Annotated in this window: 19 protein-coding genes; 11 read left to right on the top strand and 8 right to left on the bottom strand. The window is 72.3% G+C overall.

The window, feature by feature from the left end; translation table 11 throughout:
• Positions 1-5 precede the first annotated feature (5 nt).
• Entirely contained in the window at positions 6-830 is an 825-nt protein-coding gene (gene mshB / locus ACWEV3_RS00295; protein ID WP_452612223.1) for an N-acetyl-1-D-myo-inositol-2-amino-2-deoxy-alpha-D-glucopyranoside deacetylase, read from the top strand.
• Positions 831-942: 112 nt separating this feature from the next.
• Here the strand turns inward: mshB and ACWEV3_RS00290 are convergent, their stop codons facing one another.
• Both ACWEV3_RS00290 and ACWEV3_RS00285 read right to left on the bottom strand, forming a co-directional pair.
• Entirely contained in the window at positions 943-1,659 is a 717-nt protein-coding gene (locus tag ACWEV3_RS00290; protein ID WP_452611788.1) for a maleylpyruvate isomerase family mycothiol-dependent enzyme, read from the bottom strand.
• 41 nt (positions 1,660-1,700) lie between these two features.
• Positions 1,701-2,402 (bottom strand): GntR family transcriptional regulator, encoded by a 702-nt coding sequence (locus tag ACWEV3_RS00285; RefSeq protein WP_452611787.1) that lies wholly within the window; start codon positions 2,400-2,402, stop codon positions 1,701-1,703.
• 177 nt (positions 2,403-2,579) lie between these two features.
• Between ACWEV3_RS00285 and ACWEV3_RS00280 the strand changes: the two genes are divergently transcribed.
• The 7 genes from ACWEV3_RS00280 to ACWEV3_RS00250 all read left to right on the top strand — a co-directional run bounded on the left by ACWEV3_RS00280 (position 2,580) and on the right by ACWEV3_RS00250 (position 9,553).
• Positions 2,580-3,800, top strand: a complete 1,221-nt coding sequence (locus tag ACWEV3_RS00280) for an NRAMP family divalent metal transporter (protein ID WP_452611786.1) — start codon at positions 2,580-2,582, stop codon at positions 3,798-3,800.
• 7 nt (positions 3,801-3,807) lie between these two features.
• Positions 3,808-4,569, top strand: coding sequence for a LamB/YcsF family protein (locus ACWEV3_RS00275; protein WP_452611785.1), 762 nt, complete (start codon positions 3,808-3,810; stop codon positions 4,567-4,569).
• Positions 4,569-5,180, top strand: a complete 612-nt coding sequence (pxpB, locus tag ACWEV3_RS00270; protein ID WP_452611784.1) for a 5-oxoprolinase subunit PxpB — start codon at positions 4,569-4,571, stop codon at positions 5,178-5,180. The genes ACWEV3_RS00275 and pxpB overlap by 1 nt, the downstream gene beginning before the upstream one ends.
• A complete protein-coding gene (locus tag ACWEV3_RS00265) occupies positions 5,177-6,052 on the top strand; it encodes a 5-oxoprolinase subunit C family protein (protein WP_452611783.1) in 876 nt (291 codons plus the stop codon). The genes pxpB and ACWEV3_RS00265 overlap by 4 nt, the downstream gene beginning before the upstream one ends.
• 148 nt (positions 6,053-6,200) lie before the next feature.
• A complete protein-coding gene (locus ACWEV3_RS00260) occupies positions 6,201-6,983 on the top strand; it encodes a putative hydro-lyase (protein ID WP_452611782.1) in 783 nt (260 codons plus the stop codon).
• Positions 6,984-7,210: 227 nt separating this feature from the next.
• Positions 7,211-8,749 (top strand): alpha/beta hydrolase, encoded by a 1,539-nt coding sequence (locus ACWEV3_RS00255; protein WP_452612222.1) that lies wholly within the window; start codon positions 7,211-7,213, stop codon positions 8,747-8,749.
• A 336-nt stretch (positions 8,750-9,085) separates the two neighbouring features.
• Entirely contained in the window at positions 9,086-9,553 is a 468-nt protein-coding gene (locus tag ACWEV3_RS00250; RefSeq protein ID WP_452611781.1) for a hypothetical protein, read from the top strand.
• A 359-nt stretch (positions 9,554-9,912) separates the two neighbouring features.
• On the opposite strand, the gene ACWEV3_RS00245 is transcribed toward ACWEV3_RS00250, so the two are convergent.
• Positions 9,913-10,299: a hypothetical protein gene (locus ACWEV3_RS00245; RefSeq protein WP_452611780.1), complete on the bottom strand. Its 387-nt coding sequence runs from the start codon at positions 10,297-10,299 to the stop codon at positions 9,913-9,915.
• Positions 10,300-10,629: 330 nt separating this feature from the next.
• Here ACWEV3_RS00245 and ACWEV3_RS00240 point away from each other — a divergent pair, with 330 nt between their 5' ends.
• On the top strand, positions 10,630-11,376 hold the full coding sequence (locus tag ACWEV3_RS00240) for an IclR family transcriptional regulator (RefSeq protein ID WP_452611779.1): 747 nt from the start codon (positions 10,630-10,632) through the stop codon (positions 11,374-11,376).
• A gap of 109 nt (positions 11,377-11,485) precedes the next feature.
• The gene (locus ACWEV3_RS00235) at positions 11,486-12,541 is read left to right on the top strand and encodes a saccharopine dehydrogenase family protein (protein ID WP_452611778.1); all 1,056 of its coding nucleotides are present in this window, start codon (positions 11,486-11,488) and stop codon (positions 12,539-12,541) included.
• Positions 12,542-12,571: 30 nt separating this feature from the next.
• On the opposite strand, the gene ACWEV3_RS00230 is transcribed toward ACWEV3_RS00235, so the two are convergent.
• Positions 12,572-13,132, bottom strand: coding sequence for a VOC family protein (locus ACWEV3_RS00230; RefSeq protein ID WP_452611777.1), 561 nt, complete (start codon positions 13,130-13,132; stop codon positions 12,572-12,574).
• A 96-nt stretch (positions 13,133-13,228) separates the two neighbouring features.
• Between ACWEV3_RS00230 and ACWEV3_RS00225 the strand changes: the two genes are divergently transcribed.
• Positions 13,229-13,714 (top strand): N-acetyltransferase family protein, encoded by a 486-nt coding sequence (locus tag ACWEV3_RS00225; RefSeq protein ID WP_452611776.1) that lies wholly within the window; start codon positions 13,229-13,231, stop codon positions 13,712-13,714.
• A gap of 100 nt (positions 13,715-13,814) precedes the next feature.
• Here ACWEV3_RS00225 and ACWEV3_RS00220 read toward each other — a convergent pair whose 3' ends face one another.
• The 4 genes from ACWEV3_RS00220 to ACWEV3_RS00205 all read right to left on the bottom strand — a co-directional run bounded on the left by ACWEV3_RS00220 (position 13,815) and on the right by ACWEV3_RS00205 (position 22,304).
• The gene (locus ACWEV3_RS00220) at positions 13,815-15,083 is read right to left on the bottom strand and encodes a TIGR02679 family protein (protein ID WP_452611775.1); all 1,269 of its coding nucleotides are present in this window, start codon (positions 15,081-15,083) and stop codon (positions 13,815-13,817) included.
• A 254-nt stretch (positions 15,084-15,337) separates the two neighbouring features.
• Positions 15,338-19,441, bottom strand: a complete 4,104-nt coding sequence (locus tag ACWEV3_RS00215) for a TIGR02680 family protein (protein WP_452611774.1) — start codon at positions 19,439-19,441, stop codon at positions 15,338-15,340.
• Positions 19,438-20,655, bottom strand: a complete 1,218-nt coding sequence (locus ACWEV3_RS00210) for a TIGR02678 family protein (RefSeq protein ID WP_452611773.1) — start codon at positions 20,653-20,655, stop codon at positions 19,438-19,440. Before ACWEV3_RS00210 ends, ACWEV3_RS00215 begins: the two co-directional genes overlap by 4 nt.
• A complete protein-coding gene (locus tag ACWEV3_RS00205; protein WP_452611772.1) occupies positions 20,652-22,304 on the bottom strand; it encodes a TIGR02677 family protein in 1,653 nt (550 codons plus the stop codon). Before ACWEV3_RS00205 ends, ACWEV3_RS00210 begins: the two co-directional genes overlap by 4 nt.
• Between the last annotated feature and the right edge of the window lie 16 nt (positions 22,305-22,320).

The raw sequence follows: 22,320 nt of genomic DNA, 5'->3' as shown, positions 1-22,320 counted from the left end.
GCCTGCTGCTGGTTCACGCGCACCCCGATGACGAATCCACCGCCACCGGCGCCACGATGGCCCGGTACCTCGCGGAAGGCGCATCGGTTTCGCTGGTGACCTGCACCAGCGGGGAGCTCGGCGAGGTGATCGTCGACGATCTCGCGCACCTGCGCGGCGAACCCGATGCGCTGGGCGAGCACCGGCGCGGGGAGATCCGCGCGGCGCTGGCGGAGTACGGCGACGTCCGGCACCACTGGCTCGGCGGCCCGGGTCGCTGGCGGGACAGCGGCATGGCGGGCGAGGCGGGCAACGACGCGGACGGCTCCTTCGCCAAGGCCGATCCCGCGGACGTCACCCGCGCGATGGTCGAGATCCTGCGCGCGGAGCGGCCCCAGGTGGTGATCACCTACGACGAGTTCGGCGGCTACGGCCACCCCGACCACATCGGCGCGCACCGCGCGGTGATGACCTCCATCGACCCGGCGGCCGACCCGGACTACGCGCCGGAGCTCGGCGAGCCGTGGCAGGTGTCGAAGGTGTACTGGACGACGCTGCCGCGTTCGATCCTCAAGCAGGTCGAGGAGGCCGGCGTCGAGGGCTTCGAGCCGTACACGGTGCCCGACGAGGAGCTCACTGCGATGGTCGACGGTCGCGACTTCCACGCGATCAAGACCGCCGCCCTGCGGCACTACCGCAGCCAGGTCAACCTGGACGACGGCGGTTTCTTCGCCCAGATGGTGGCGCGCCCGGAGTTCGCGATGGAGCACTACCTGCTGGTCCGCGGCGAACGAGGCCCCGGATCCGGCACCTACGGCTGGGAATCCGACCTCTTCGCGGGCCTCACCTGACGAGGAAACCCCATGTTCCGGGGAAATCGAGAACCACGCCGCACGTCCCGGAAAATCTGGTGCTGGGTGGCGATTTCGCGCGAAATCGCCACCGGCGTCAGGCGCTGGGCGGTCACCGGAGCGCGCGGCGCTGCTGGTCCGGGATCGGGGCCGGGTGCGCGGGCCAGGGGCCGAGGTCCGGCAGCGGACCGAGCGGCGAGTGCTCCGGCGTCCGGCCCGCGAGCCAGGCCGCGAGGTCGCGGGCCCGGCCGCTGATCTCGGGACGCCCGTCGGCGTCGCCGGTCGTCCACCGGCGCGGGCCGTCGGTCTGCCGCAGGACGACGCCCTCCGGCAACCTCGGAATCAGGAAATCGACCGCGTGGCAGGAGAATTCGTCGCTCCACTCCCGCGGGCCGATGCCCAGGTCGAGATCCACCAGGTGGATCCACACCTCCCGCCAGCGCATGTGCACGAGCCCGCCCAGGTCGCCGTTGCGGAACCGCACCGGGCGCGCCCAGTCGTCGGCGGTGGCCTGCGACCACACCGCTTCCAGCGCGGCGGAGTGCCGGGCGATGGCGGACCGGTGTTCGTCGGCGCTGCTCGCGGCGAGGCCTTCGATGATCGCGTCGCGTTCGGCCTGCCCGCCGTCGTAGGCGTCGACCAGCTCGCCGCGCAACGCGAGCTCGGAGACCCGCGCGAACGCTCGGGCGTTGTCGGTCAGGTGGGCCAGCACGTGGCCCCGGCTCCACCCGGGGAGCAGCGACGGCGCGGCGACTTGATCATCGGTCAGCGCGGCGAGCGCTTCGCGGAGTCGACGATGGCCCTGCGCGACAGCGTGCAACGGAGGCATCACGCGCCAGGATCCTAGACCTGTCGCGCCGCTGGACGTCGTCAGTGCGAGTTGTAGGTCTTGTACGCCTCGACGAGCTGCGTCTCGGCCTCGTCGAAGTACTCGTCGAGCCGGTCGGCCGCTGCTTCCATCGAGCCGCCGGTGATCAGGTCCGCGATCGCCCGGTTGAGCGCCAGGTAGGGCTCGTAGAACTCCTGCGGGTGCGACATCACGTGGAACGCGAGGCGCAGCTCGGCCAGCAGCTGTCCCATCGTCTCGTTCACCCGCGGGCTGGCGGCCATCGCCGCCAGCGCCTGGTGGAAGCGCATGTTCGCGGTGCCGACGTCGCTCCACCGCTCGTCCTCGGCCGCCCGCTCGCCATCGGTCACCGCCCGGTCCACGGCCGCCACCAGCTCGGGCGCCGCGGTGCCGGCCCGGCGCACCGCGCTGGTCTCCAGCAGCCTGCGGATCCGGTACAGGTCGATCACGTCGTCGGCGCTGAGCACCCGGACGAACACGCCGCGGTGGAACTCGTGCACCAGCAGTCGCTCGTGCACCAGCAGCCGGAACGCCTCGCGCAGCGTGTTGCGGGAGACCGCCAGCGCCTTGCCCGCGGTTTCCTCGGAAAGCCGGGTGCCCGGGGCGAGCGCGCCGTCGATGATGCGCTGCCGCAGCACGTCGGCGACTCGTTCGGCCGTGCTGGTGCGGTCCAGCAGCGATCGGTCGGCCGTGAGCAGTTCCGCCCACGGGTCCGCGGTGGTCAATCGAGCTCCCAACGACGTGCCCGGCAGTTGATCTGAGTGTAACGAGGCAGCTTCAAATCAGGTATTGCAGAATTGTTCAACAATTCACTATCTTGACCGGAACTGCCGCTCAGCGGCCCGAACGCGAGACCCCTGTCACCGGCGAACGGCCGGTGTTCTGAGTTGATCGGAGGTGCCATGGCCCAGACGACCACGGCCGACGGCAAGTCGTCGGCGGCGAAGCGCAGCACCCTGCTGGGCGCGGTCTTCCTGATGGCCACCAGCGCCATCGGCCCCGGCTTCATCACCCAGACGACGCAGTTCACCATCCAGCTCGGTGCGGCCTTCGCCTTCGCCATCCTGGTGTCGATCCTGGTCGACATCGCGGTGCAGCTGAACGTGTGGCGGGTCATCGGCGTGTCCGGCATGCGGGCGCAGGACCTGGGCAACCGCGTGGTGCCCGGCCTCGGCTACGTGATGGCCGCGCTGGTGGTCTTCGGCGGGCTGGTGTTCAACGTCGGCAACATCGCCGGCACCTCGCTCGGCCTCGACGCCCTGTTCGGGCTGGACGCGAAGATCGGCGGCACCCTCTCGGCCGTCATCGCCATCGGGATCTTCCTGAGCAAGAAGGCCGGGGTGGCGATGGACCGCATCGTCGTGGTCCTCGGCGTGGTCATGATCCTGCTGACCGCGTTCGTCGCCTTCTCCTCCCAGCCGCCCGTCGGTCAGGCCCTGGCCCAGGCGGTGTGGCCGTCGGAGGTCGACTTCCTGTCCATCACCACCCTGATCGGCGGCACCGTCGGCGGTTACATCACCTACGCGGGCGCGCATCGCCTGGTCGACGCCGGGGTGACCGGTCCGGAGCGGATCGTCGACGTCAGCCGCAGCTCCGTCGTCTCGCTGCTGGTGACCGGCGTGATGCGGCTGGTGCTGTTCCTCGCGGTGCTCGGCGTCGTGGCCGGCGGCGTCACGCTGGCCTCGTCGAACCCGACCGCGGAGGCCTTCCAGCACGCGGCCGGCGAGGTCGGCCTGCGGCTGTTCGGGATGATCCTCTGGGCCGCCAGCATCACCTCGGTCGTCGGCGCCGCCTACACCTCGGTGTCGTTCCTGGTGACCTTCTCGCCGAAGCTGGCCCGCGCCCGCAACTGGATGGTCGTCGCGTTCGTGGCGGTGTCGGCGGTGGTGTTCCTGCTGCTGGACCAGGCGCCGACGACGCTGCTGGTGCTGGCCGGCGCGCTCAACGGGCTGATCCTGCCGGTCGGCTTCGGCGTGCTGATGTTCGTGGCGGCCAAGCGGCGGGACCTGCTCGGCGGATACCGGTACCCGCGTTGGCTGCTGGTCGTGGGTGTGCTCGCCTGGTTGCTGACCTTGTACCTGGGATACAACTCGCTCGGCGGCATCGCCGCACTGTGGAAGTGAGGTGGGCATGGACCTCAACTCGGACCTCGCGGAGGGCTTCGGTCGCTGGGAGCTCAGCGACGACGAGGCGCTGCTGCGGATCGTCACCAGCGCGAACGTCGCCTGCGGCTACCACGCCGGGGACGCCACGGTGATCCGCCAGGCCGTCGAGCAGGCCGCGAAGCTGGGCGTCGTGGTCGGCGCCCAGGTCAGCTACCGGGACCTGGCCGGGTTCGGCCGCCGGTTCATCGACGTGCCGCCGGTGGAGCTGGCCAACGATGTGATCTACCAGATCGGCGCGCTGGCCGGGTTCGCCCGCGTCGCGGGCACCGAGGTCGGCTACGTCAAGCCGCACGGCGCGCTCTACAACGCGATCGTGCACCACGCCGACCAGGCGGCCGCCGTGGTCGACGCGGTGCGCGCCTACGACCCGTCGCTGGCGGTGCTCGGGCTGCCCGGCTCCGAGTGGCTGGCCCGGGCCGAGCGGGCCGGGCTGCAGGTGTTCCGCGAGGCCTTCGCCGACCGCGCGTACACGCCCGAGGGCACCCTGGTGTCGCGCCGCGAACCCGGCGCCGTGCTGCACGATCCGGACGTCATCGCGGACCGCTGCGTGCGGCTGGCCGCCGGCGAGCCGATCAAGGCCATCGACGGCTCCGACATCAAGATCGACGCCGATTCGATCTGCGTGCACGGCGACAGCCCGGGCGCGGTGGCCATCGCCGAGGCGGTTCGGGACCGGCTGGTGGCCGGGGGAGTGACGTTGGCGCCGTTCGTTGCGCGAGGTGTGTGATGCGGTTCCTGCGGTGCGCCGATTCGGGGCTGCTCATCGAGTTGGCCGATCTCGAAGCCGTGCAGGCGCTGTTCGCCGTCCTCGCCGAGAACCCGCCGGAGGGTGTCACTGACCTGGTCCCGGCGGCCCGGACGCTGTTGCTGCACCTGGACCCGCAGCGCGCCGACATCGGCGCGGTCGAGGCGGCGGTGCGTGCGGCCGAGCCCCGCGACGGCTCGCGCGCCAGCGGTGAGCTGGTGGAGGTGCCGGTGGTCTACGACGGCGCCGACCTCGCGGAAGTCGCGTCGCTGACAGGTCTGACCGAGCGCGAGGTGGTGCACCGGCACACGAGCGTGGAGTGGATGGTCGCCTTCGGCGGGTTCGCGCCCGGTTTCGGCTACCTCTCCGGGGGGCCGGCGGAGCTGGTGGTGCCGCGCCGCACCGAGTCGCGGACCAAGGTGCCGCCGGGCTCGGTCGGCCTCGCGGGCGCGTTCAGCGGCATCTACCCGCGCGAATCGCCCGGCGGCTGGCAGCTGATCGGGCGCACCGACCTGGAGATCTGGCGGGTCGACCGAAATCCGCCCGCACTGCTGCGGCCCGGCGTGCGGGTGCGCTTCCTGGAGGTCGCATGAGCTGCCTGGAAATCCTGGCCACGGGCCCGCTCGCGACGATCCAGGACCTCGGGCGACCGGGCCTGGCCGGCATCGGCGTCGGCCGCTCGGGCGCGGCCGACGCCGGCTCCTTCCGGCTGGCCAACAGGCTGGTCGGCAACGACGAGGGCGCCGCGGCCATCGAGGTCACGTTCGGCGGGCTAGCGGTCCGCGCGACCCGCGACCTCACGGCCGCGGTGACCGGTGCGCCCTGTCCGGTCACTGTGGACGGCCGCGGCGCGGCGGTGAACTCGGTGCTGCGGATCCCGGCCGGTGCCGAGCTGCGGATGGGCGTGCCCGGTTGCGGGCTCCGCAGCTACCTCGCGGTGCGCGGCGGCGTCGCCGTCCCTCCGGTGCTCGGCTCGCGCGCCACCGATGTCCTCGCCGGGCTCGGGCCGCAGCCGCTGGCCTGCGGCGCGGTGCTGCCGGTCGGCCCGCCGCCGGAGCGGTTCCCGCAGGTGGACGTCGCACCGGTGGCGGTGTGCCCGGCCGACGAGATCGTGCTCAGCGTGGCGCCGGGACCGCGCAACGACTGGTTCGTCGACGACGCCCTGACCACCCTGGTCAGCGAGCCGTACGAGGTCACCGCCGACAGCAACCGGATCGGCATGCGGCTGGACGGCCCGGCGCTGGACCGGAGCCGCACCGAGGAGCTGCCCAGCGAGGGCATGGTCGCCGGTGCGCTGCAGGTGCCGCCGTCGGCGCGGCCCACGCTGTTCCTCGCCGACCACCCGGTGACCGGCGGCTACCCGGTGATCGCCGTGGTCGCCGCCGCCGACCTCGACGCGGCCGCCCAGGCGCGTCCCGGGCAGCGGATCCGCTTCCGCTTGAAAAAGGGTTCCCGTCTTTCGTAGCGGGGCGGAACCACAGCTCGGACTGCGGGATCTCCGTCCGGTACGCGGCCCTCGACGGGTGGGCAGGTTTCGAGGATTTGCAAAGCGCCCTCGGCGCTCCACAAATGAAGAACGGGCGGAGTTTCACTGCTCAAGTAGGGAGAATTCGATGACGCAGCCGCAGGCGATGTCGCCGGACCAGGCCCGCGCGGAGTTCCGCGCCGGCCTGCGCGTGCCCACCTCGGGTTACAGCGCGGGCTGGACGCAAGCGAACCTCATCTCGCTGCCGCGCGAGTACGCATACGACTTCCTGCTGTTCGCGCAGCGGAATCCGCGCTCGTGCCCGGTGCTCGACGTGACCGAGCCGGGCGAGACCAGCATGTCGATCTTCGCCGGGGACCTGCGCACCGACCTGCCCGCGTACACCGTCTACCGGGACGGCGAGCTGGCGGAGGAGCGCGCCGAGGTCACCGACCTGTGGCGGGACGACCTGGTGTCGTTCCTGATCGGCTGCAGCTTCACCTTCGAGGCGGCGTTGCTGGAGGCCGAGGTCCCGGTGCGCCACATCGAGGCGGGCAGCAACGTCCCGATGTACCGGACGAACCGGGAATGCCGCCCGGCGGGCCGGTTGGCCGGGCCGCTGGTGGTGTCGATGCGGCCGGTGCCCGCGGAACTGGTGTCCACCGCGGTCCGCGTGACCTCCCGCTACCCGGCGGTGCACGGCGCCCCGGTGCACATCGGCGCGCCGGAAGCGTTGGGGATCAAGGACATCGACCGGCCCGACTTCGGCGACGCGGTGGAGGTCCGGCCCGGCGAGATCCCGGTGTTCTGGGCCTGCGGGGTGACGCCGCAGGCAGCAGTGATGCGGTCCAGGCCGCCGTTCGCCATCGGCCACGCGCCCGGCTACATGGCGATCACCGACGCCCGGGACAGCCGCTTCCTGGTCCCGTGACCGCCTCCAGGATCGGGCGAAACCGCCATCATCCCGGACGACCCGCACGTGCGGACCCTTAGTCCGAAGAGCACGCCTCCTGCGCTGGAGGTTCGTGCATTCTGCGGTGTCCGCCCTCCTTTTCGGACTGTTGACTCCAAGCCGGAGTTCTCAGACGACACAAGGAGGTTCGGGTGGGGGCGCTTTCCGGCCGATTAGGCCGAGCGTTGGCCATCGCGACGTGCGCGATGGTCACGGGCACAGTGGTGGTGGCGGGATCGCCGGCGATGGCACAACCTCCTGGTGCCGCACCGGTTGCCTGGGGCGAGTGCGACAGCGACGCGCTGGCCGGGGTGCCGATCACCGAGCGGTACCTCTACCGCTGCGCGAGCTACCCGGTGCCGATCGACCACGACGACCCGCGCAAGGGCACCGTCGAACTGGCGATGATGCGCCGCGCGGCGGCCGACCCGGACGCGAAGATCGGCTCGCTGTTCCTGAACCCGGGCGGGCCCGGCGGCGCCGGGTTCAACCGGCCGGTGACCGCGGTGAAGAAGTTCGAGCCGCAGGTGCTGAACCGCTTCGACATCATCGGTTTCGACCCGCGCGGGGTCGATCGCAGCACCCGGCTGCGCTGCTTCAAGTCCGACGAGCAGGCCGAGAAGGTGCTGGGCCGGCTCTCCTCGGTGCCGGTCACGGACAAGCAGATCCGCACCACGATGGCCGCGTTCCGGGACTACGGCGAAGCCTGCGACGACAACGCGGGTGAGCTGCTGCACCACATGTCCACCAAGGACGTGGCGCGGGACCTGGACCTGATGCGCCAGGGCGTGGGCGACGAGCAGCTCAACTACGTCGGCTTCTCCTACGGCACGCTGCTGGGCGCGACCTACGTGAACATGTTCCCGGAGCGCAGCCGCGCGATCATCCTGGACGGCAACGTGGATCCGCAGTTGCGGACCGCCGACGGCGTCCAGTACGACCGGGAGCGGGCGCAGGGCTTCGAGCTGGCGCTGGACTCTTTCCTGAAGCTCTGCGGCGAGAAGGCGCAGCGGTGCGCGTTCGGCGAGGGCGATCCGCGGGCGAAGTTCGACGAGATCCGCGATCACCTGCGGCAGGAGCCGATCGCCATGCCGGACGGCTCGGAGATCACGCTCGACCAGTTCACCGACAGCGTGAGCAGCGCGCTGTACGCCCCGGACCAGTTCCGGCAGCTCGCCACCGACCTCCAGTCGCTGCACCGGCAGCTGCACCCGAAGCCGGGGCTGGTCCCGGAGCTGCTCGGCCTGCTGAACAAGCCGACCTCGATCGGTCGCCTGGACGCTCCCGCCGACGCCGCGGAGAGCAGCTACGTGGACGACACCTACTACGGGGTGAACTGCGCGGACAAGCCGATTCCCAAGAAGCCCGAGCAGGTTCCGGGCATCGCCGCGCAGTGGGAGGCGGAATCGCCGACCTTCGGCCGGTCGCAGGCGTTCAGCGACCTGGCCGCGTGCTCGAACTGGCCGGAGATCGACCCGGACGTGCACCGCGGTCCGTGGCAGCACCAGGCGGCGAACCCGGTGCTGCTGTTCGGGAACTTCTACGACCCGGCGACCCAGTACGAGTTCTCCCGCCGCATGGAGCAGGAACTGGGCAACGCGCGCTTGGTGAGCGTCGACTCGTTCGGCCACTGCATCCTGGGGAACAGCTCGTGCACGGACCGGATCGCGGCGGACTTCCTGACGGACCTGAAGGTCCCGGAGCCGGGCCAGGTCTGCCAGCCAGACAAGCCACCGTTCGCCTGATGCGGTTCGTGTCCTGACGGCACGAGCCGGGAACACGCGAAAAGACCCCCGCCCGAGGAGAAAGGCGGGGGTCTTCTTCGTTTGGTGGCCGATGCGCCGGTCGCCTCTGCGGCGATTGGCGCGACGCGGCTCCAGCCGAACGGTATTCCGCGAAGGCGGTCATTGAGGCCCGGGGGACACGGGCGCATCGACCGAACTGTTCAACGGCCGGACCCGCGGCGGTGTTCCGATCCCGGGTGTGAGTCACCCCTCACTCGATCGAGATCTCGTCCCGACACGCGCCGGTTCGATGCTTGACTCCCGGAGTCCGCCCGCCGGGGCCCTTAGCTTCGAGGCATGGATTTTCGCAACGAAGTACGAGTCGGACAGCACATCTACGGAGTCACCGCCAAGGGCGAGCCCGCCGGCGAAGACCAGCCGGCCACCGTCGCGGTGGAGTTCACCGGGGCGGACGCCGACGGCCGCGTCGTGGCCGAGGGCAACCTGCTGATCGCCGTCGATGGTCTCGGCGACGCGAGCGCGTTCCTGGCCCAGACCTTGGACGGTCTGGCCGCGCTGCACTCGCCGTGGGCGACAGGGCGCGGGCGGAGCCGACCACGGCCGCCCAACGCCGGCCGGCCGTGGACCGAAGCCGACGGCGAGCGGCTCCGGGAGCGGTGGCTGAGCTCGGTCGGCGAAACCGCGAGCCGGCTGATCGGGGAGCTCGGCGAGGAGTTCGGCCGGACCCGCGGTGCCGTTCGCGCGCAGCTGCCCCGGCTGGGCTGCGACCCGGACGTGCCGGGCCGGGTGCTCGCCGCGGCTTGAGTTCGCCGCGGCGGAATCCGGCGCGGAATGCGGGTTTGCCGAGTGGTGGGGAATTCCTCCGGTGCAGCGGAGGAATATTCGACGGAATATGACATCGCGATTTCGGCGAGAAAGGAGGAGGGATTCGAGGAGTGCGGCGGAAGTGGTCTGCAATTTCGGGGCCGACGCGTTGGCGGTTCAGCAGATTCGCCGTGTCGCGGGAGGAACATTTTCGGGCGGCATGACGAAGACACCGCCTCGGTGGGGCCCGATGCACGCTGTCGGGATGCCCACGCGAGGCGGTGCCTTGGGAGGCCGCGGCTGACGCCGCCGGCCCGGTTGCCGGGGTGCCCGCACCCCGGCAGCCGCTCAGAGCCGGATCAGCACTTCTCGAAGGTGGTCGTCGGGGAGTGCGCGATGGCTCCCGTCGAGCTGATCGTCTCGGTGTGCACCTTGACGGTGGCGCCGGAGTTGCACGGTGCCTTCGTGGTCAGGTTGATCTCGGTGCCGCTCTGCGCCAACTCGCCGATCGCCTTCGGTGTCGCGTCCTTCTGCTCGACGACGATCCGCACGGTGACCGTCGCGCTGTTCAGGCAGCCGGTTCGCCCGCCGATGGCGGTCAGGGTGTTGCCGTCACGCGTCGGCTGGTACGCGAACAGCGCGCAAGCCGGGGCTTGCTGGGCTGCCGCGAGCGCCGGGGCGGTCGGCACGATCGCGAACGCGGCGGCCGTCAACGCGGCGCTGAGCAGGAGGGGCGAGTGTCGCATTCGGGGCCTTCTTTCATGTACCGAATTGCTGACAGGGCAACGAGAAGTCGATCACCCGCCAGGTTTGCTGTCAATTTGGGGCTGGTCCGGGAGGGATCTTTCACCCGAGCGAGTTTCGCAATTAGTTGTGGTGGTGTGCTCTTGTCGCGCCCGTGCGTCCGGGCGGAAGGGATGGGATTGGATTGGAATGGTTCTATGAAAAGTGAATTCATGTCGGTTTGTGGCTACCGGAGTGGGTTTCGGCCGGGCGCCGGCGAGCGTCGCCCCGGGCTCGTGCTGCAATATTTGCAATTCTTCTGTTAATGTTGCAGCGCGATGGAGGGGGTGTCGATGTCGAAGACGGTCGCCAAGGCGGTCCACGTGCTTGAAACCCTCGCCGCGGCGCCCAAGACCATCGCGGAGCTGGCGCGCGTGCTCGGCGTGCACAGCTCGACCGCGCTGCGCATGCTGCAGCCGCTGGCCGACGGCGGCCTGATCGCCCGCGGCCCGGACGGCCGGTACCGCCTCGGGTTCCGCCTGGTCGAGCTCGGCCAGCAGGTGCTGGAGGAGATGGACCTGCGGGCCGTCGCCCGGCCGCACCTGATCGCGCTCGCGGACGCCACGCGCTCGACGGTGCACCTGGCGCAGCTGGTGGACGGTCAGATCGTCTACGTCGACAAGATCGACGGCGCGGCGTCGATCCGCACCTGGTCGCGGATCGGCCGGGCGGTGCCGCTGCACACCGCCGCCGCCAGCAAGGTGATCCTGGCGGCGCTGCCCACCGAACGCCGGGACCGCCTGCTGGCCGCGCACGCCTTCACCCGCTACACCGAGCGCACCATCACCGACGAGACCGAGTTCCGCGATCACCTCGCCGAGGTCGAGCGGCTCGGCTACGCCACCGACCAGGCGGAGTTCGAGCCGCTGGTGCACTGCATCGGCGTGGGGATCCCGGACGCCACCGGGCAGCTCGCGGCGGCCGTCTCGCTGACGACGGTGCGAGCGGACGCCGACCTGCCCGAGCTGGAACGCCTCCTCGGTCAGGTCCGGGACACGGCGAGCGCGATCGCCGCCGCCCTCGGCCGCTCGGCGAACTGATCGCGCGGGCGCGCGGCGATCTGGGGTGATCGGAACAACTCGGGGCAACCCGTGACCGTTCCCAGGGGTGTTCGTTACCAGGGTGTTCGGCGTGACCGGGAGGATTGCGATGACCTGGATGATCTACGGAGCGAGCGGCTACACCGGTCAGCTGATCGCTGACCTGGCGCTCGACCGCGGCGAGCGGCCGGTGCTGGCCGGACGCGATCCGGGCAAGGTCGCGGCCTTCGCCACGCCTCGCGGCCTGCCCTACCGGGTCTTCGACCTCGCAGACCCGAACGCGGTCGCCGACGCGCTGCGCGATGTCGACGTCGTGGCGCACTGCGCCGGGCCGTTCTCCGCGACGTCGGCGCCGATGGTCGAGGGCTGCCTGCGCGCCGGCGCGCACTACCTCGACATCACCGGCGAGATCGACGTGTTCGAGGCGGTTTTCGAGCGCCACGAGGACGCCCGGCGCGCCGGGGTGGTGCTGCTGCCGGGCTCGGGCTTCGACGTGGTGCCCACCGACTGCCTGGCCGCGATGGTCGCCGCCGAGCTGCCGACGGCGACGCACCTCGATCTCGCCTTCCACTCCAGCGGCGGGATCAGCGGCGGGACGCTGAAGAGCGCGCTGGAGGGAGCCGCGCTGGGCGGTCGGGCGCGCATCGACGGCGAGGTGCGTTCCGTGCCGATGGCGTGGCGGCGGCGCGAGATCCCGTTCCCGTCCGGGCCGCGCCGGGTCGCCTCGCTGCCCTGGGGCGACGTCAGCACGGCCTACCGCAGCACCGGGATCGGCAACATCACCACCTTCGCGCACCTGCCCGGGCTCACCCGGACCGGCCCGCGCTCGGCCAGGCTGTCGCAGGTCGTGATGGGGTCGCACATCGTGCAGCGGCTGGGCCGGGCGGCGATCGGCGCGGCCGTGCGCGGCCCGGGGCGGGCGACCCGCTCGCGCAGCTGGGTCGAGGTGTACGCGGAGGCGACGGCGCCGGACGGCACGAGCGTGTCGGCGGCCCTGATCGGCCCGGACACCTACGACCTCACGGCGGACGCGGTGCTGCGGGCGGTCGGCGCCCTGCGCTCCGAACCGCCGGCCCCCGGCGCCCACACCCCGGCCACGGCGTTCGGCGCGGACTTCATCCGGCGCCTGCACGGCGTCAAGATCATCGAACCTGCCCACCGCTGAACCGGTCGCGCCCGGCCAGCGGCGCGCGGGTCACTCGACGAGGACGCGGAGCATGCCCTCCGGGCCGTCGTCGTTCTCCAGGAACTCCAGGAACGGCCCTTCGCCCGAGACCGGCTGCAGGGACGCGAACTCGGCGCGCTCGCCCGCCAGCTCCATGCCGGTCGCCGCCGCCATGGTCCGGGCATCGGAGCGCGGGTCCTGGGTGTCGACCACGACCGCGGCGACCGATCCGGTGTTGGCGTAGACCTTGCGCGGTTCGAGCACGCACAGCTCGTTGCCTTCGAGGTCGGCCATCACCACCCACGGCACTTCGCTGCTCTGGTCGATGTCGGCGAACCGGGCGCCGGCGTTGAACAACCGCTCCACGATCCGGTTCTGGTCGTCGTGCGTCTCGCTGCGCAGGTCCAGGTGCACGCCGTTCTTGCGGCTCTTGACGCGAGCGCTGGCGACGAACCGCAACGGCACCCCGGGGCCGGTCGGCTGGACGACGATCCCGCACGCCGTGTCGAGCCGCCAGCCGAGCACGTCGGCCCACCACCGCGCGAGCCGCTCCGGCTCCCGCGCCGAGAATTCCACGACGACCGACGCCATGCGGCGAAAGTAAGGGCACTCCCGGGCTTCGCACAACTTCATCCGGGACCGAAAACGGGTGGCGACCTGACGGCCCGGGGCCTTAGCTTCCGGGCCATGCGGATTCGCGAAGCGCACCCCGACGACTGGTCGGCGATCTGGTCGTTCATGCGGGAGATCGCGGCGGCGGGGGAGACGTTCTCCTGGGACCGCGACATCGACGAGCAGCGCGCCAGGCAGCGCTGGTTCCCGCGGCCGCCGGGCCGGACGGTCGTCGCCGTCGACGACGGCCGAGTGGTCGGCACCGCGGTGTCCGGCCCGAACCACGAGGGGCCGGCCGCGCACGTCGCGACGGCCAGCTTCATGGTCGACCCCGAACACGCCGGGCGCGGCGCGGGCCGGGCGCTGGGCCGCCACGTCCTGGACCAGGCGCGAGCGGACGGCTTCCGCGCGATGCAGTTCAACGCGGTCGTCGAGACCAACGACCGGGCCGTCGCCCTCTGGCGGTCGCTCGGCATGCGGATCGTGGCGACCCTGCCGGAGGCGTTCCAGCACCCGGCCCACGGCTACGTCGGCCTGCACGTCATGTACCAGCTGTTCTGAGGCGCGGAAGTACCCGTGAGCGGTTCGGGGCGCCATCGCACCCCGAACCACTCACGGTCCCTGACCGGAGGAAACCGTCGATCCTGGCCGGTGGGCGGGGTCAGGTGCGCGACGTGCTCAGCCCGCTCCGGAGGTCGGCGAGGAGGGTGGGCAGCACCGCTTCCTCTTCGATCGCCCGGGCCGCCGTGCTCATCAGCTCGGACAGCTGCGGATCCCAGGGGGTTTCGAGCGGGGCGCCGACCAGGTTGGGCAGGTCGGTGCGGGTCGCGGCGGCATGGTCGAGGGCTTCGCGGTAGTCGGCCGCGGACATCCGCCAGGGGCGTGCGCCGTGGTGCGCCAGGAGCGAGCTGGTGATGCTGACGCCCGGCCAGTCGAAGTCGCCGTGGTAGTGCAGAACGGCACCGCAGTCCGCGAGGCGCTGCAACAGCGCCCGGGTGACGGTCGAGGGGCGGCCCGACGCGCAGACCACGGGATGCGAGATGCCCTCTTCCACGGCCGATTCGAGGACTCGCGGGTTCTCGCACACCGCGACCGCAGTGCCGGGTTCGACGAGCCGGGCCGGGGCGGCGCGCAGGTCGAGGTGGGTCAGGTGGGTCGGCAGGCCCAGCGCGGTCCGCTGCCGGACGCCCTGAGACCAGTCGTCGGAGCCGACCAGCGGCAAGGCCCAGCACAGCACGGTCGCGGACACGGCATCGAGCGTGACCCCGCAGCGCTCCCACAAAGCCCGGCGCTCGCGCTCGTTGCCCGGCGTCTCCACGCCGTGCGCCAGCGCAGCCGCCTTGAGCACGACCCGGCTCAACGCCGTGCCGTTGTCGAGCGCATGCGCTCCGCCAACGCTCGCCGCGAGCTCGCTGCGCGACGTCCACGCCTCCGGCGGCTCCGCCAGCGCTAGCGCGCCCAGCGCCTTGGCCGCGCTCCGCGCGACGGCGGGTAGCTCGTCGTCGCCGACTCGCCCGTACTGCTGGAGCCACTGCGTCCACGGCTCCGCCCATGCGGCCGTCGCGAGCCCTCGCTCCGCGAGTGCCGCTCGCACGGTCTCCGCGGTCCGCTCGCGCCGTTCGTCCCGCTCCGCGGCCTCACGTCGCCCCAGCGGCCGCTCGTGCAGGATCTCCAGGACTTCCGCCAGCCCCAACGCGAACCGGCTCCGCCGGGTCGCTTCGTCCAATTTGGACAGGCTGATCCGGGTGCCCTGGCCCCACATCGGGCGGCCGTACAGCTCGCCGACGGCTCGCTGGGCTTCGGCATCGGGCAGCTCCAGCCGGAACGTCGCCGGCGGGCTCGCCGCCTCCAGCGCTTCCCGGGCCTTCTCCCACAGTCCGCGCAGCGGCTCGACGCCCCACGCCGCGCGGACGTCGTCCTCGGCACTCACGTCAGTTCGCCCCCATTCGTTCGGAAGTATGCGGCGTCAAGGACGCCCGCTGACAACCCCACCTCCGCCGGATCCCGAGGCAGGGCTCCGGCGAGGCCCACCGTCACCCGGCATGGGCGCAATTTCGCGAGAACATGCGCCCGTCCGTGATCACCCTGCTCCGTTTGCGCAGGTGGTGCCAGTTTCGCGCCTGTCGGCCTCGCCGGAACCGCTGCCGCATCAACGGCCCGGAGCCACGCCCCGCCGCGCCGGGATCATCCGTCGGTGCGGTCGAGGGCGGCGCCGTCCCAGGTGGTGTGGGTGCAGGCGATGCCGTGGCCGCTGCGCGGGCGCAGCACGTCGTAGATGTGCATCTTCGGGATCTTCGGGGACACGCCCCAGCCGCTCGGCCAGGTGATCAGCCAGTCCATGTCCAGGTCCACCAGCAGGCCGAGCATCCGCGCGATCGTCGGGTCGTCCAGCCGCTCGAACGCCTCGTCCAGCAGCACCAGCCGCAGCGGCCCGCGCCCGTCCGAGGACACGCTGACCGCGTCGTAGAACGCCGCCGCCGCGGCGAACAGCGTCACGTAGGAGATCAGCCGCGTCTCGCCGGAGGACAGCTGCCGCAGCCGTCGGACGCGTGGCTTGCCGTCCGGGCCGATGTCGCGGACCCGCACCGTGAACGCGAACCACGACCGGTAGTCCAGCGCCCGCGCCAGGATCTCCGCGTAGCCGCCCGAAGTGCTGTCCCGCTCGGACTCGATGAGGTCGGTGAACACCCGGCGCAGCAGCGCGTCCTGGTCGTCGCTGCGGCTGGCGAACGGGGTGCGGACCAGGTCGATGGCCTGCTTGATGTCGTCGCCGAGCGCCGCCGACGGCTGCCATTCCAGCTGGACGTGCACGCCCTGGCTGGAGCGGGCGCCGTCGAGCACCTCGTTCATCCGCTTGCACAGGTCTTCGGCGATGCCGACCTGGCCGCGCAGCCGCTCCGCGAGGTCGCGGATCAGGTAGTCGGCGAAGATCGACTGGTAGCGCTCGTTGAGGTAGCCGCGCTGTTCGGCGAGCCGTTCGCCGACCCGCCGCGCGGCATCGGCCACCGGCTGCGGGCCCTCCTCGCCGGTGACGGTCACGGTGAGCAGGCCGTGCTGGTCGGCGGCCGTGATGTCGTAGTTGCCGCTCAGCGAGTGCTGAAGGGTTTGCAGCCGGTTGAGCACCGTGGCCTCCGACGAGCCCCGGCGGTCCGCCTCGGCGAGCACCCGCGCCGCATCGGCCAGGTCGTCCGGCGCGGTCTCGCCGACGTCCGCTGCCGACCACAGGCCCGGGATCCGCAGCGCCTGCTGGAAGGCTTCGGTCGCCGCCGACGAATCCTGCTCGCGGCCCGCGAGCTGGGACTGCTTGTGCTCCAGCTGGGTTTCCAACCGCGCCGAGGACTCCCGCAGCGAGCTGATCTTCTCCCGCGCCTGCGGCAGCTGCGTGCGCAGCTCGGCCCGCTCCCGCTCGAACGCGCCGACCTTGTCGGCGATCTGCTGCGCCTCGCCGCCGACGGCGGAGGTGAGCTCCGCGAGACCGGTGGCCTGCTCCGCGTACTCGGCGCAGCGCTGCTCGGCCTGCGACTCGGCCTCCATCCGGTCGGCCACCGCCGCGTCGTGGTGCAGCGAGAGCTCCCGCAGGTCGGTGAGCGTCGGCAGGCAGCGCGACTCGATCGCCTCGCGGAGCGCGTCGATGCCCGCGCGGGCGTCGAGGGCGGCGCGGTGGGCGGCGTCGAGCGCCTGCGTGTCGGCGGGCAGGTCGGCTTCGCCTGCCGAGCGCACCAGCTCGGCTTGCGCCGCCTGCCAGCGCTGATCGGCGCTCTCGTGCTGCTCGCGCAGCTGCACGGCCTTCTGGTCGGCGTCCTCTGCGGACTCGATCGCCGTGGTCAGCTTGGCGTGCGCGGTCAGCAGGTCGCTGTCGTCCGGGTAGGACTCGAGGTGCTGCTCCAGCTCCGCGGTGTCCTCGCTCGCCTCGCGGTGCCGCCGCTCGGCTTCGCCGGTCTCCGCGCGCAGCCGCGCGAGATCTTCCTCCAGCTCCGCGATGCGCCGGGCCCGGGCCGCTTCGCGGGCGCCCGCGCCGACGTACTCCGCGGCTTCCTTGCGCCAGGAGCCGGACAGCACCCCCGCGCGCCAGGCGCCGGTGACCGACACCGAAAGCCCGGCGCCGCCGTCGATCGACACCGAGGCCAGCAGGGCCGCGACCCGCTCCGGCAGCACCGGGCAGTCGGCCTCGGCGGCGGGCGACAACAGCTCGGCCAGCGTGCCGCCGGAGCCCGGCTCGGCCGGCGCGGCGAGCAGGTCGGCGAGGCCGGGGACCTCGCCTTCGGCGGTGACCCAGGCGTTGAGCAGCCCGCTGGACTGCAGCGCCGCCTCCAGCCCGGCCCGGTCGGACTCGTCAAGCGACGGCTGGAAGTCCACGAGTTCGTAGAAGGCCCGGCCCCGGGCGGTGTCGCGTTCGGCGTCGGCCCAGGCGGGGCGGTTCGGCGTCTGCTCGTGCCCGGCGCGGAGCTCGGCGAGTTCCTGTTCGCGGGACCGGGATTCCGCGTGGAGCTCGGTGATCTCCTGCTCCACCTCGGCAACCTGGCGGCGGGCCTCGTGCAGCTGCGGCTTGGCCCAGCGGCGTGCCTGCTCGCGGGCTTGCCGCGTCGCCGACCGGTCCGCGACGAGGTCCTCCGCCGACGGCGGCTCCGGCAGCTGGTCGTCCACAGTGGATGGCCAGGCGACGGCCCACTTCTGCGCGCGCTCCACCCACACCGCCGCGGCGTCGGCGAGTTCCTGCTGCGCCTGGTTGCGCCGGCCGGCCGCCTCGGTCGAGGTCAGCTGCGCCTGCCGGGCCTGCCGCTGGAGCTCGACGACCTTGTCCTGCTCCCCGTCCAGCTCCTGGGCCTGCTGGTGCAGCGCGAGCGTCAGCGCCGAACGCTGCCGGGCGACCGCCGAGACCTCCTCGGAAGTTCCCATGGCGGCGCGGAATTCCGCGGCCAGCGCATCGGTGTCCAGCTGCGGCGCGGCGTAGCGGTCGACGGGCAGCGGCTCGGCGTCCGGCTCCGGCGAGGTGCGCACCCGCGTCTGCTCGGACCGCACCTCGGCGGCCGGAATCGCCGGTGGCCGCGGCACCAGCGCCCCGTCCAGCCCCGCCGTCGAAAGCTGCTGCGCGGCGCGGGCCGCGGCCTGCCCGGCGGCCTCCGAATCGCCGGTCAACCGGCGCAGCATGCCGACCACCGACTCCGCCGAGCGGTGCTCCTGCGCGCGGTGCTTGCTCGCCGTGTCGAGCGCGGAAACCGCTGCGGCGCGGGCGCTTTCCACCAGCCGCTCGCGGTCGCGCAGGTTCTGCAGCTCGGAATACGCCGGGTGGGAGCGCAACGCGTCGATGCTGGATTCCAGCTCCGCCTCGCGCCGTTCGAGTTCGGCGATCGTCTCCTGCGCGCTCTCCCGGTCCTGCTGCTTGCCCGCCACCTGCTTCTCCAGGCCGGTCAGCTCCTTGCGCAGCGCACGCAGCCTGTCCTGCGCGGTGCGCATCGCATCGGCGCGGTCGCGCAGGGCGCCGAAGGCGTAGCCGGAATAGGTGGACAAGAACGCGGTCAGCGCCTTGTCCGCGCCGGTCAGCCGGACGATGTTCTCCCGGATCGACTCCAGGTCGTCGAACGACGTCGCCAGCCGCTCGATCAGGCCCGGGTCCAGCGGCGGCAGCGCGTCCGACAGGATCTGCTCCAGCTGGCCTTCCAGGACCTTCAGGCCGACGTCGGGGTTGCGCAGCGTGCGCTGCAGGTGCAGCAGGTCGCCGTAGCGCGCGGCGGGCACGCCGTAGACCGAGGCGGCGACCTTCGCGCGGAACGCCTGGTCGTCGAGGACGCAGTCGGCGCCGAGCAGCTCGCGCAGCTGCGCCGAACCCAGCGGCACCCGGTCCGCGCCGACCAGGTAGAGGTTGATGCCGACCCGGCGGCTGGTGATGAACCGCCACGAGTCGCTGATCGACTGCGAGGTCTTCGACGCCTTCACGCCGATGCCGCAGGTGAGAAATTCCTCGCCGCCGCCCGGGGTTTCGCGGTGCAGCTCGATCCAGGCGTAGCCGATCCGGTTCGGCCCGCCCGGGTACTCGTCGAGCATCAGGCGCCGGATGCTGACCGTGTCGAAGCCCTTCGAACCCAGCTGGCGGAGGTCGCCGTCCAGGCACAGCGGCAGCAGCAGCTCCAGGGTGCGGGACTTGCCGGAACCGTTGGTGCCCTGGAAGATCGCCCGGCCGCCGCCCAGGTCGAAGGTCGTCTCGGCGTACTGCCAGATGTTGACGATCCCGCCGCGGTGCAGCCGCCAGCGGTTGGCAGTGGGCACCGATTCCGTGCTGTCCGCGCTCACCGTTGACCGTCCCCTTGCATCTCGTCCAACACCGTCATCTCGTCGAACAGCGACCAGCCCGGTGGCTCCGGGGCCGCCGGTTCCGGCTCCCGGCCCGGGGCCGGGGTGGCGTCCGGCTGCGGCAGCCAGCGGTGCGCCGCCGGGCTGAGCAGCCATCGGCCGTCGAGCTCCCGCAGCAGGCCGAGCCGGCGCAGCAGCGCGACCACCGAGTGCACCAGCGCCTGGTGGTCCTCGGTGGCCTGCCGGGACCAGGCGGCCGGATAGGAGTCGACCAGTTCCTGGCAGACGTCGACGAAGTCCTGCCAGGTCACCGGATGCTTGCCCGCCGCGTCCGGCTCCGCGCGGCCCAGCAGCTCCGGCAGCGCCAGCAGCGCGATGCGCGCGACCGTGCCGGGGCCGGGGAAGACCAGGTCGGTGAGGTAGTCCTCCGGGTCGCAGACCACCACGCCCTCCGCGCGGCACTCGCTGACCAGGCCGAAGAACCGCTCCAGCAGGCGGGATTCGCCGGTCACGTGCTCGCGCAGCCACGAAGAGTGCTCGGCCGGCAGGTCGGAGTAGAGCACGACCGGGTCCTCGACCAGCCGGCGCCGCACCGCGTGCTCCAGGTTCCGGGGCCCGGCGGCGGAGGCCAGCTCGACCAGCTGCTCGGGGCTTTCCGCCTCGGCGAGCGGCCCGGAGACGAGCTGGCCGAGCAGGTCGGTGTCGATGGTGATCAGCGCCTCGGCGGTGGCCTCCGCGGCCACCGAGCCCTCGGTTTCGGTGATCACGCCGAGCGCCACCAGGTGCCGCAGCGCCGCGGTGAGGGCGCGCCGGTCCGCCGGGTCGTCGACCACCTGGATCCCGGCCTCGGCCGCGGCCGCGCGGACATCGCTGACCAGGCGCGACAGCAGCACCTGGCGGCCGATTCCGGTCAGCGCCGCCAGCGTCAGCGCCAGGTACGCGTAGCCGCGCGGCGACAACGACGCCTCACCGCGGGTGGCGTCCACGCCCGGCCCGGACTTGTACAGCCGCGCGAAGCGGCGCTCCACCACCAGGCGGTAGCCCAGCAGCGACGAGAAGATCTCTTGGAGCACCACGCGCTGCCGGTAGATCATCGGCAGCAGGTCGCCGTCCGGGCCACCGGGTCGCAGCAGCGGTCGGCGCAGCAGCACGCGCGCGCAGCGGACCGCGTTCGCCGCGTCGATGTCCGGGAGTTCGTCGAAGGTCTTGATCATCGGGCGGCTCCGGGCAGTGGCTCCGAGGTGTCCGGGATGGCGCCGTCGCCGGAGACTTCGAGCACCGTGTCCCGGAGCGTCAAAGTGCCTGCGGCGCTGGAGATCCGGGTCTCCTGGCCCGCTTCGGGGCGGACCGTGACGCGCAGCCGGTGCACCGGGTCGAGCGCCGTGCCCGCGTCGTCGGAGCCGTCGCGCTGCGCCATCGCCAGCGTCAGCAGTTCGCACAGCACGCCGAGAGCATCGGCCGACAGCCGCTGTTCGTCCAGCCGAGAGCTCGCCGCGGCGAGCTCGGCGACCGCGGTGGAGCGCCGCTCGTCGGCCTGCCGGGCTTGTGCCAGCAGGGTTTCCTCGGTCATCGGGTCGTCGAGCACCCGCGAGGTCCGCCCGCGCGCTCCGCGATCTCCGCGGCTGCGCACGCTCACCGTCACGTCGAGCACCGGGCCGTCGCGCCACGACACCTTGTCGTTGTCGCTGTCGTAGTCCGGCGCGGGCAGCAGGTGCCGCGCCGAGTGCAGGCCGAACGCGGCCGAATACACCTGGTGGGCGGTGGTTTCGTCGGCGCCGTCGAACCACTTCGCCAGCTTCAGCAGCTCGCCGCGCCGCCCCGGCACCAGCCCGCCGCCGGAGGTGGCGCGCTTGACGCTGGCCAGCAGCGAGCCGATCGCGCGGGCGGTGGCCTCGCGCAGCGCCGCGACCTGGCTCGGCCGGCCCGGCGAGTCGACGAACCAGTCGGTCAGCTCCTGCCAGTCCGCGGCGGTGCGGCCCCGCGCCCGCTCCACGTCGATCCCCAGCTGGTCGGCCGGGCCCAGCAGCCGGAGCAGCTCGCCGCGGACGCCGGCCAGCCCGGCCAGCGAACCCGCGATCGTCCCGGTGTGCCGCAGCACGTCCTCGACGACCATCTGGATGTACTCGACCAGCAGGTTCCGGAACCCGGAGATCTCGTCGGGCGCCAGCTGGTGGCGGGTGACGACCTGGCCGAGGTAGGCGTAGAAGTCGCGCACCGTGGCGGCGAGCTCGGCGTGCTGCAGGAACACCGTGGTGACCTGCTCGGCGAGCCGTTCCCGCGCCTGCCGCGCGGGTTTCGCCCGCGGATCGCGGCTCTCGGCGGTCAGGGCCGCGGAAAGCGCCTCGCCGATCCCGGACAGGCCGCGGTCGATGGCGGGCAGCAGCTCGCGCGACACCTCGCGGGCGCCCTCGGGGACCCGCAGCAGCGCGTCGACGTCCCGCTGCACCCGGACCGCGAGCTTGCTGACCTGGTAGCGCACGCTGCCGTGCTGGAACTCGGCGATGCTCGACGCGATCGTCTCGCGGCGGCCCACCACCAGGTTGCCCCACTTGACCAGCTGCTTGAGCCGGTCGATCACGGTGTCCACATCGGACTCCCCGGCGGCCACCCGGCCTTCCCGCTCGGCGGCGGCCAGCGCCGCGCCCACCTCGCCGGCGGACAGGTCGGCCAGCAGCGTCGAGGTGAACAGCCGCATGATCGCCAGGTAGGTGCGGTGCTCGGGCGCCTGCAGGTAGGCGAAGAGCTGCAGGCGCTGCCCGCCGTCGCGGGTCTGCTCGGGAGCCTGCGTGGCCGGCGCGTCCGTCGCGGTGGTTCCCGCGACGCCCGCGCGCAGCACATCGGCTTCGTGGTCCGGGGCCGTCACGGTCCGCCACGATATC

It is taken from the genome of Saccharopolyspora sp. NPDC003752, from assembly GCF_053605825.1.
This window is presented reverse-complemented; position numbering and strand designations above follow the sequence as displayed.

What these genes read in the sequence shown, in the direction of transcription:
- ACWEV3_RS00290 (WP_452611788.1), bottom strand. Translation starts at nt 1,659, where the DNA reads ATGCCTCCGTTGCACGCTGTCGCGCAGGGCCATCGTCGACTCCGCGAA.
- ACWEV3_RS00280 (WP_452611786.1), top strand. Translation starts at nt 2,580, where the DNA reads ATGGCCCAGACGACCACGGCCGACGGCAAGTCGTCGGCGGCGAAGCGC.
- ACWEV3_RS00275 (WP_452611785.1), top strand. Translation starts at nt 3,808, where the DNA reads ATGGACCTCAACTCGGACCTCGCGGAGGGCTTCGGTCGCTGGGAGCTC.
- pxpB (WP_452611784.1), top strand. Translation starts at nt 4,569, where the DNA reads ATGCGGTTCCTGCGGTGCGCCGATTCGGGGCTGCTCATCGAGTTGGCC.
- ACWEV3_RS00265 (WP_452611783.1), top strand. Translation starts at nt 5,177, where the DNA reads ATGAGCTGCCTGGAAATCCTGGCCACGGGCCCGCTCGCGACGATCCAG.
- ACWEV3_RS00260 (WP_452611782.1), top strand. Translation starts at nt 6,201, where the DNA reads ATGACGCAGCCGCAGGCGATGTCGCCGGACCAGGCCCGCGCGGAGTTC.
- ACWEV3_RS00255 (WP_452612222.1), top strand. Translation starts at nt 7,211, where the DNA reads ATGGTCACGGGCACAGTGGTGGTGGCGGGATCGCCGGCGATGGCACAA.
- ACWEV3_RS00250 (WP_452611781.1), top strand. Translation starts at nt 9,086, where the DNA reads ATGGATTTTCGCAACGAAGTACGAGTCGGACAGCACATCTACGGAGTC.
- ACWEV3_RS00245 (WP_452611780.1), bottom strand. Translation starts at nt 10,299, where the DNA reads ATGCGACACTCGCCCCTCCTGCTCAGCGCCGCGTTGACGGCCGCCGCG.
- ACWEV3_RS00240 (WP_452611779.1), top strand. Translation starts at nt 10,630, where the DNA reads ATGTCGAAGACGGTCGCCAAGGCGGTCCACGTGCTTGAAACCCTCGCC.
- ACWEV3_RS00235 (WP_452611778.1), top strand. Translation starts at nt 11,486, where the DNA reads ATGACCTGGATGATCTACGGAGCGAGCGGCTACACCGGTCAGCTGATC.
- ACWEV3_RS00230 (WP_452611777.1), bottom strand. Translation starts at nt 13,132, where the DNA reads ATGGCGTCGGTCGTCGTGGAATTCTCGGCGCGGGAGCCGGAGCGGCTC.
- ACWEV3_RS00225 (WP_452611776.1), top strand. Translation starts at nt 13,229, where the DNA reads ATGCGGATTCGCGAAGCGCACCCCGACGACTGGTCGGCGATCTGGTCG.
- ACWEV3_RS00210 (WP_452611773.1), bottom strand. Translation starts at nt 20,655, where the DNA reads ATGATCAAGACCTTCGACGAACTCCCGGACATCGACGCGGCGAACGCG.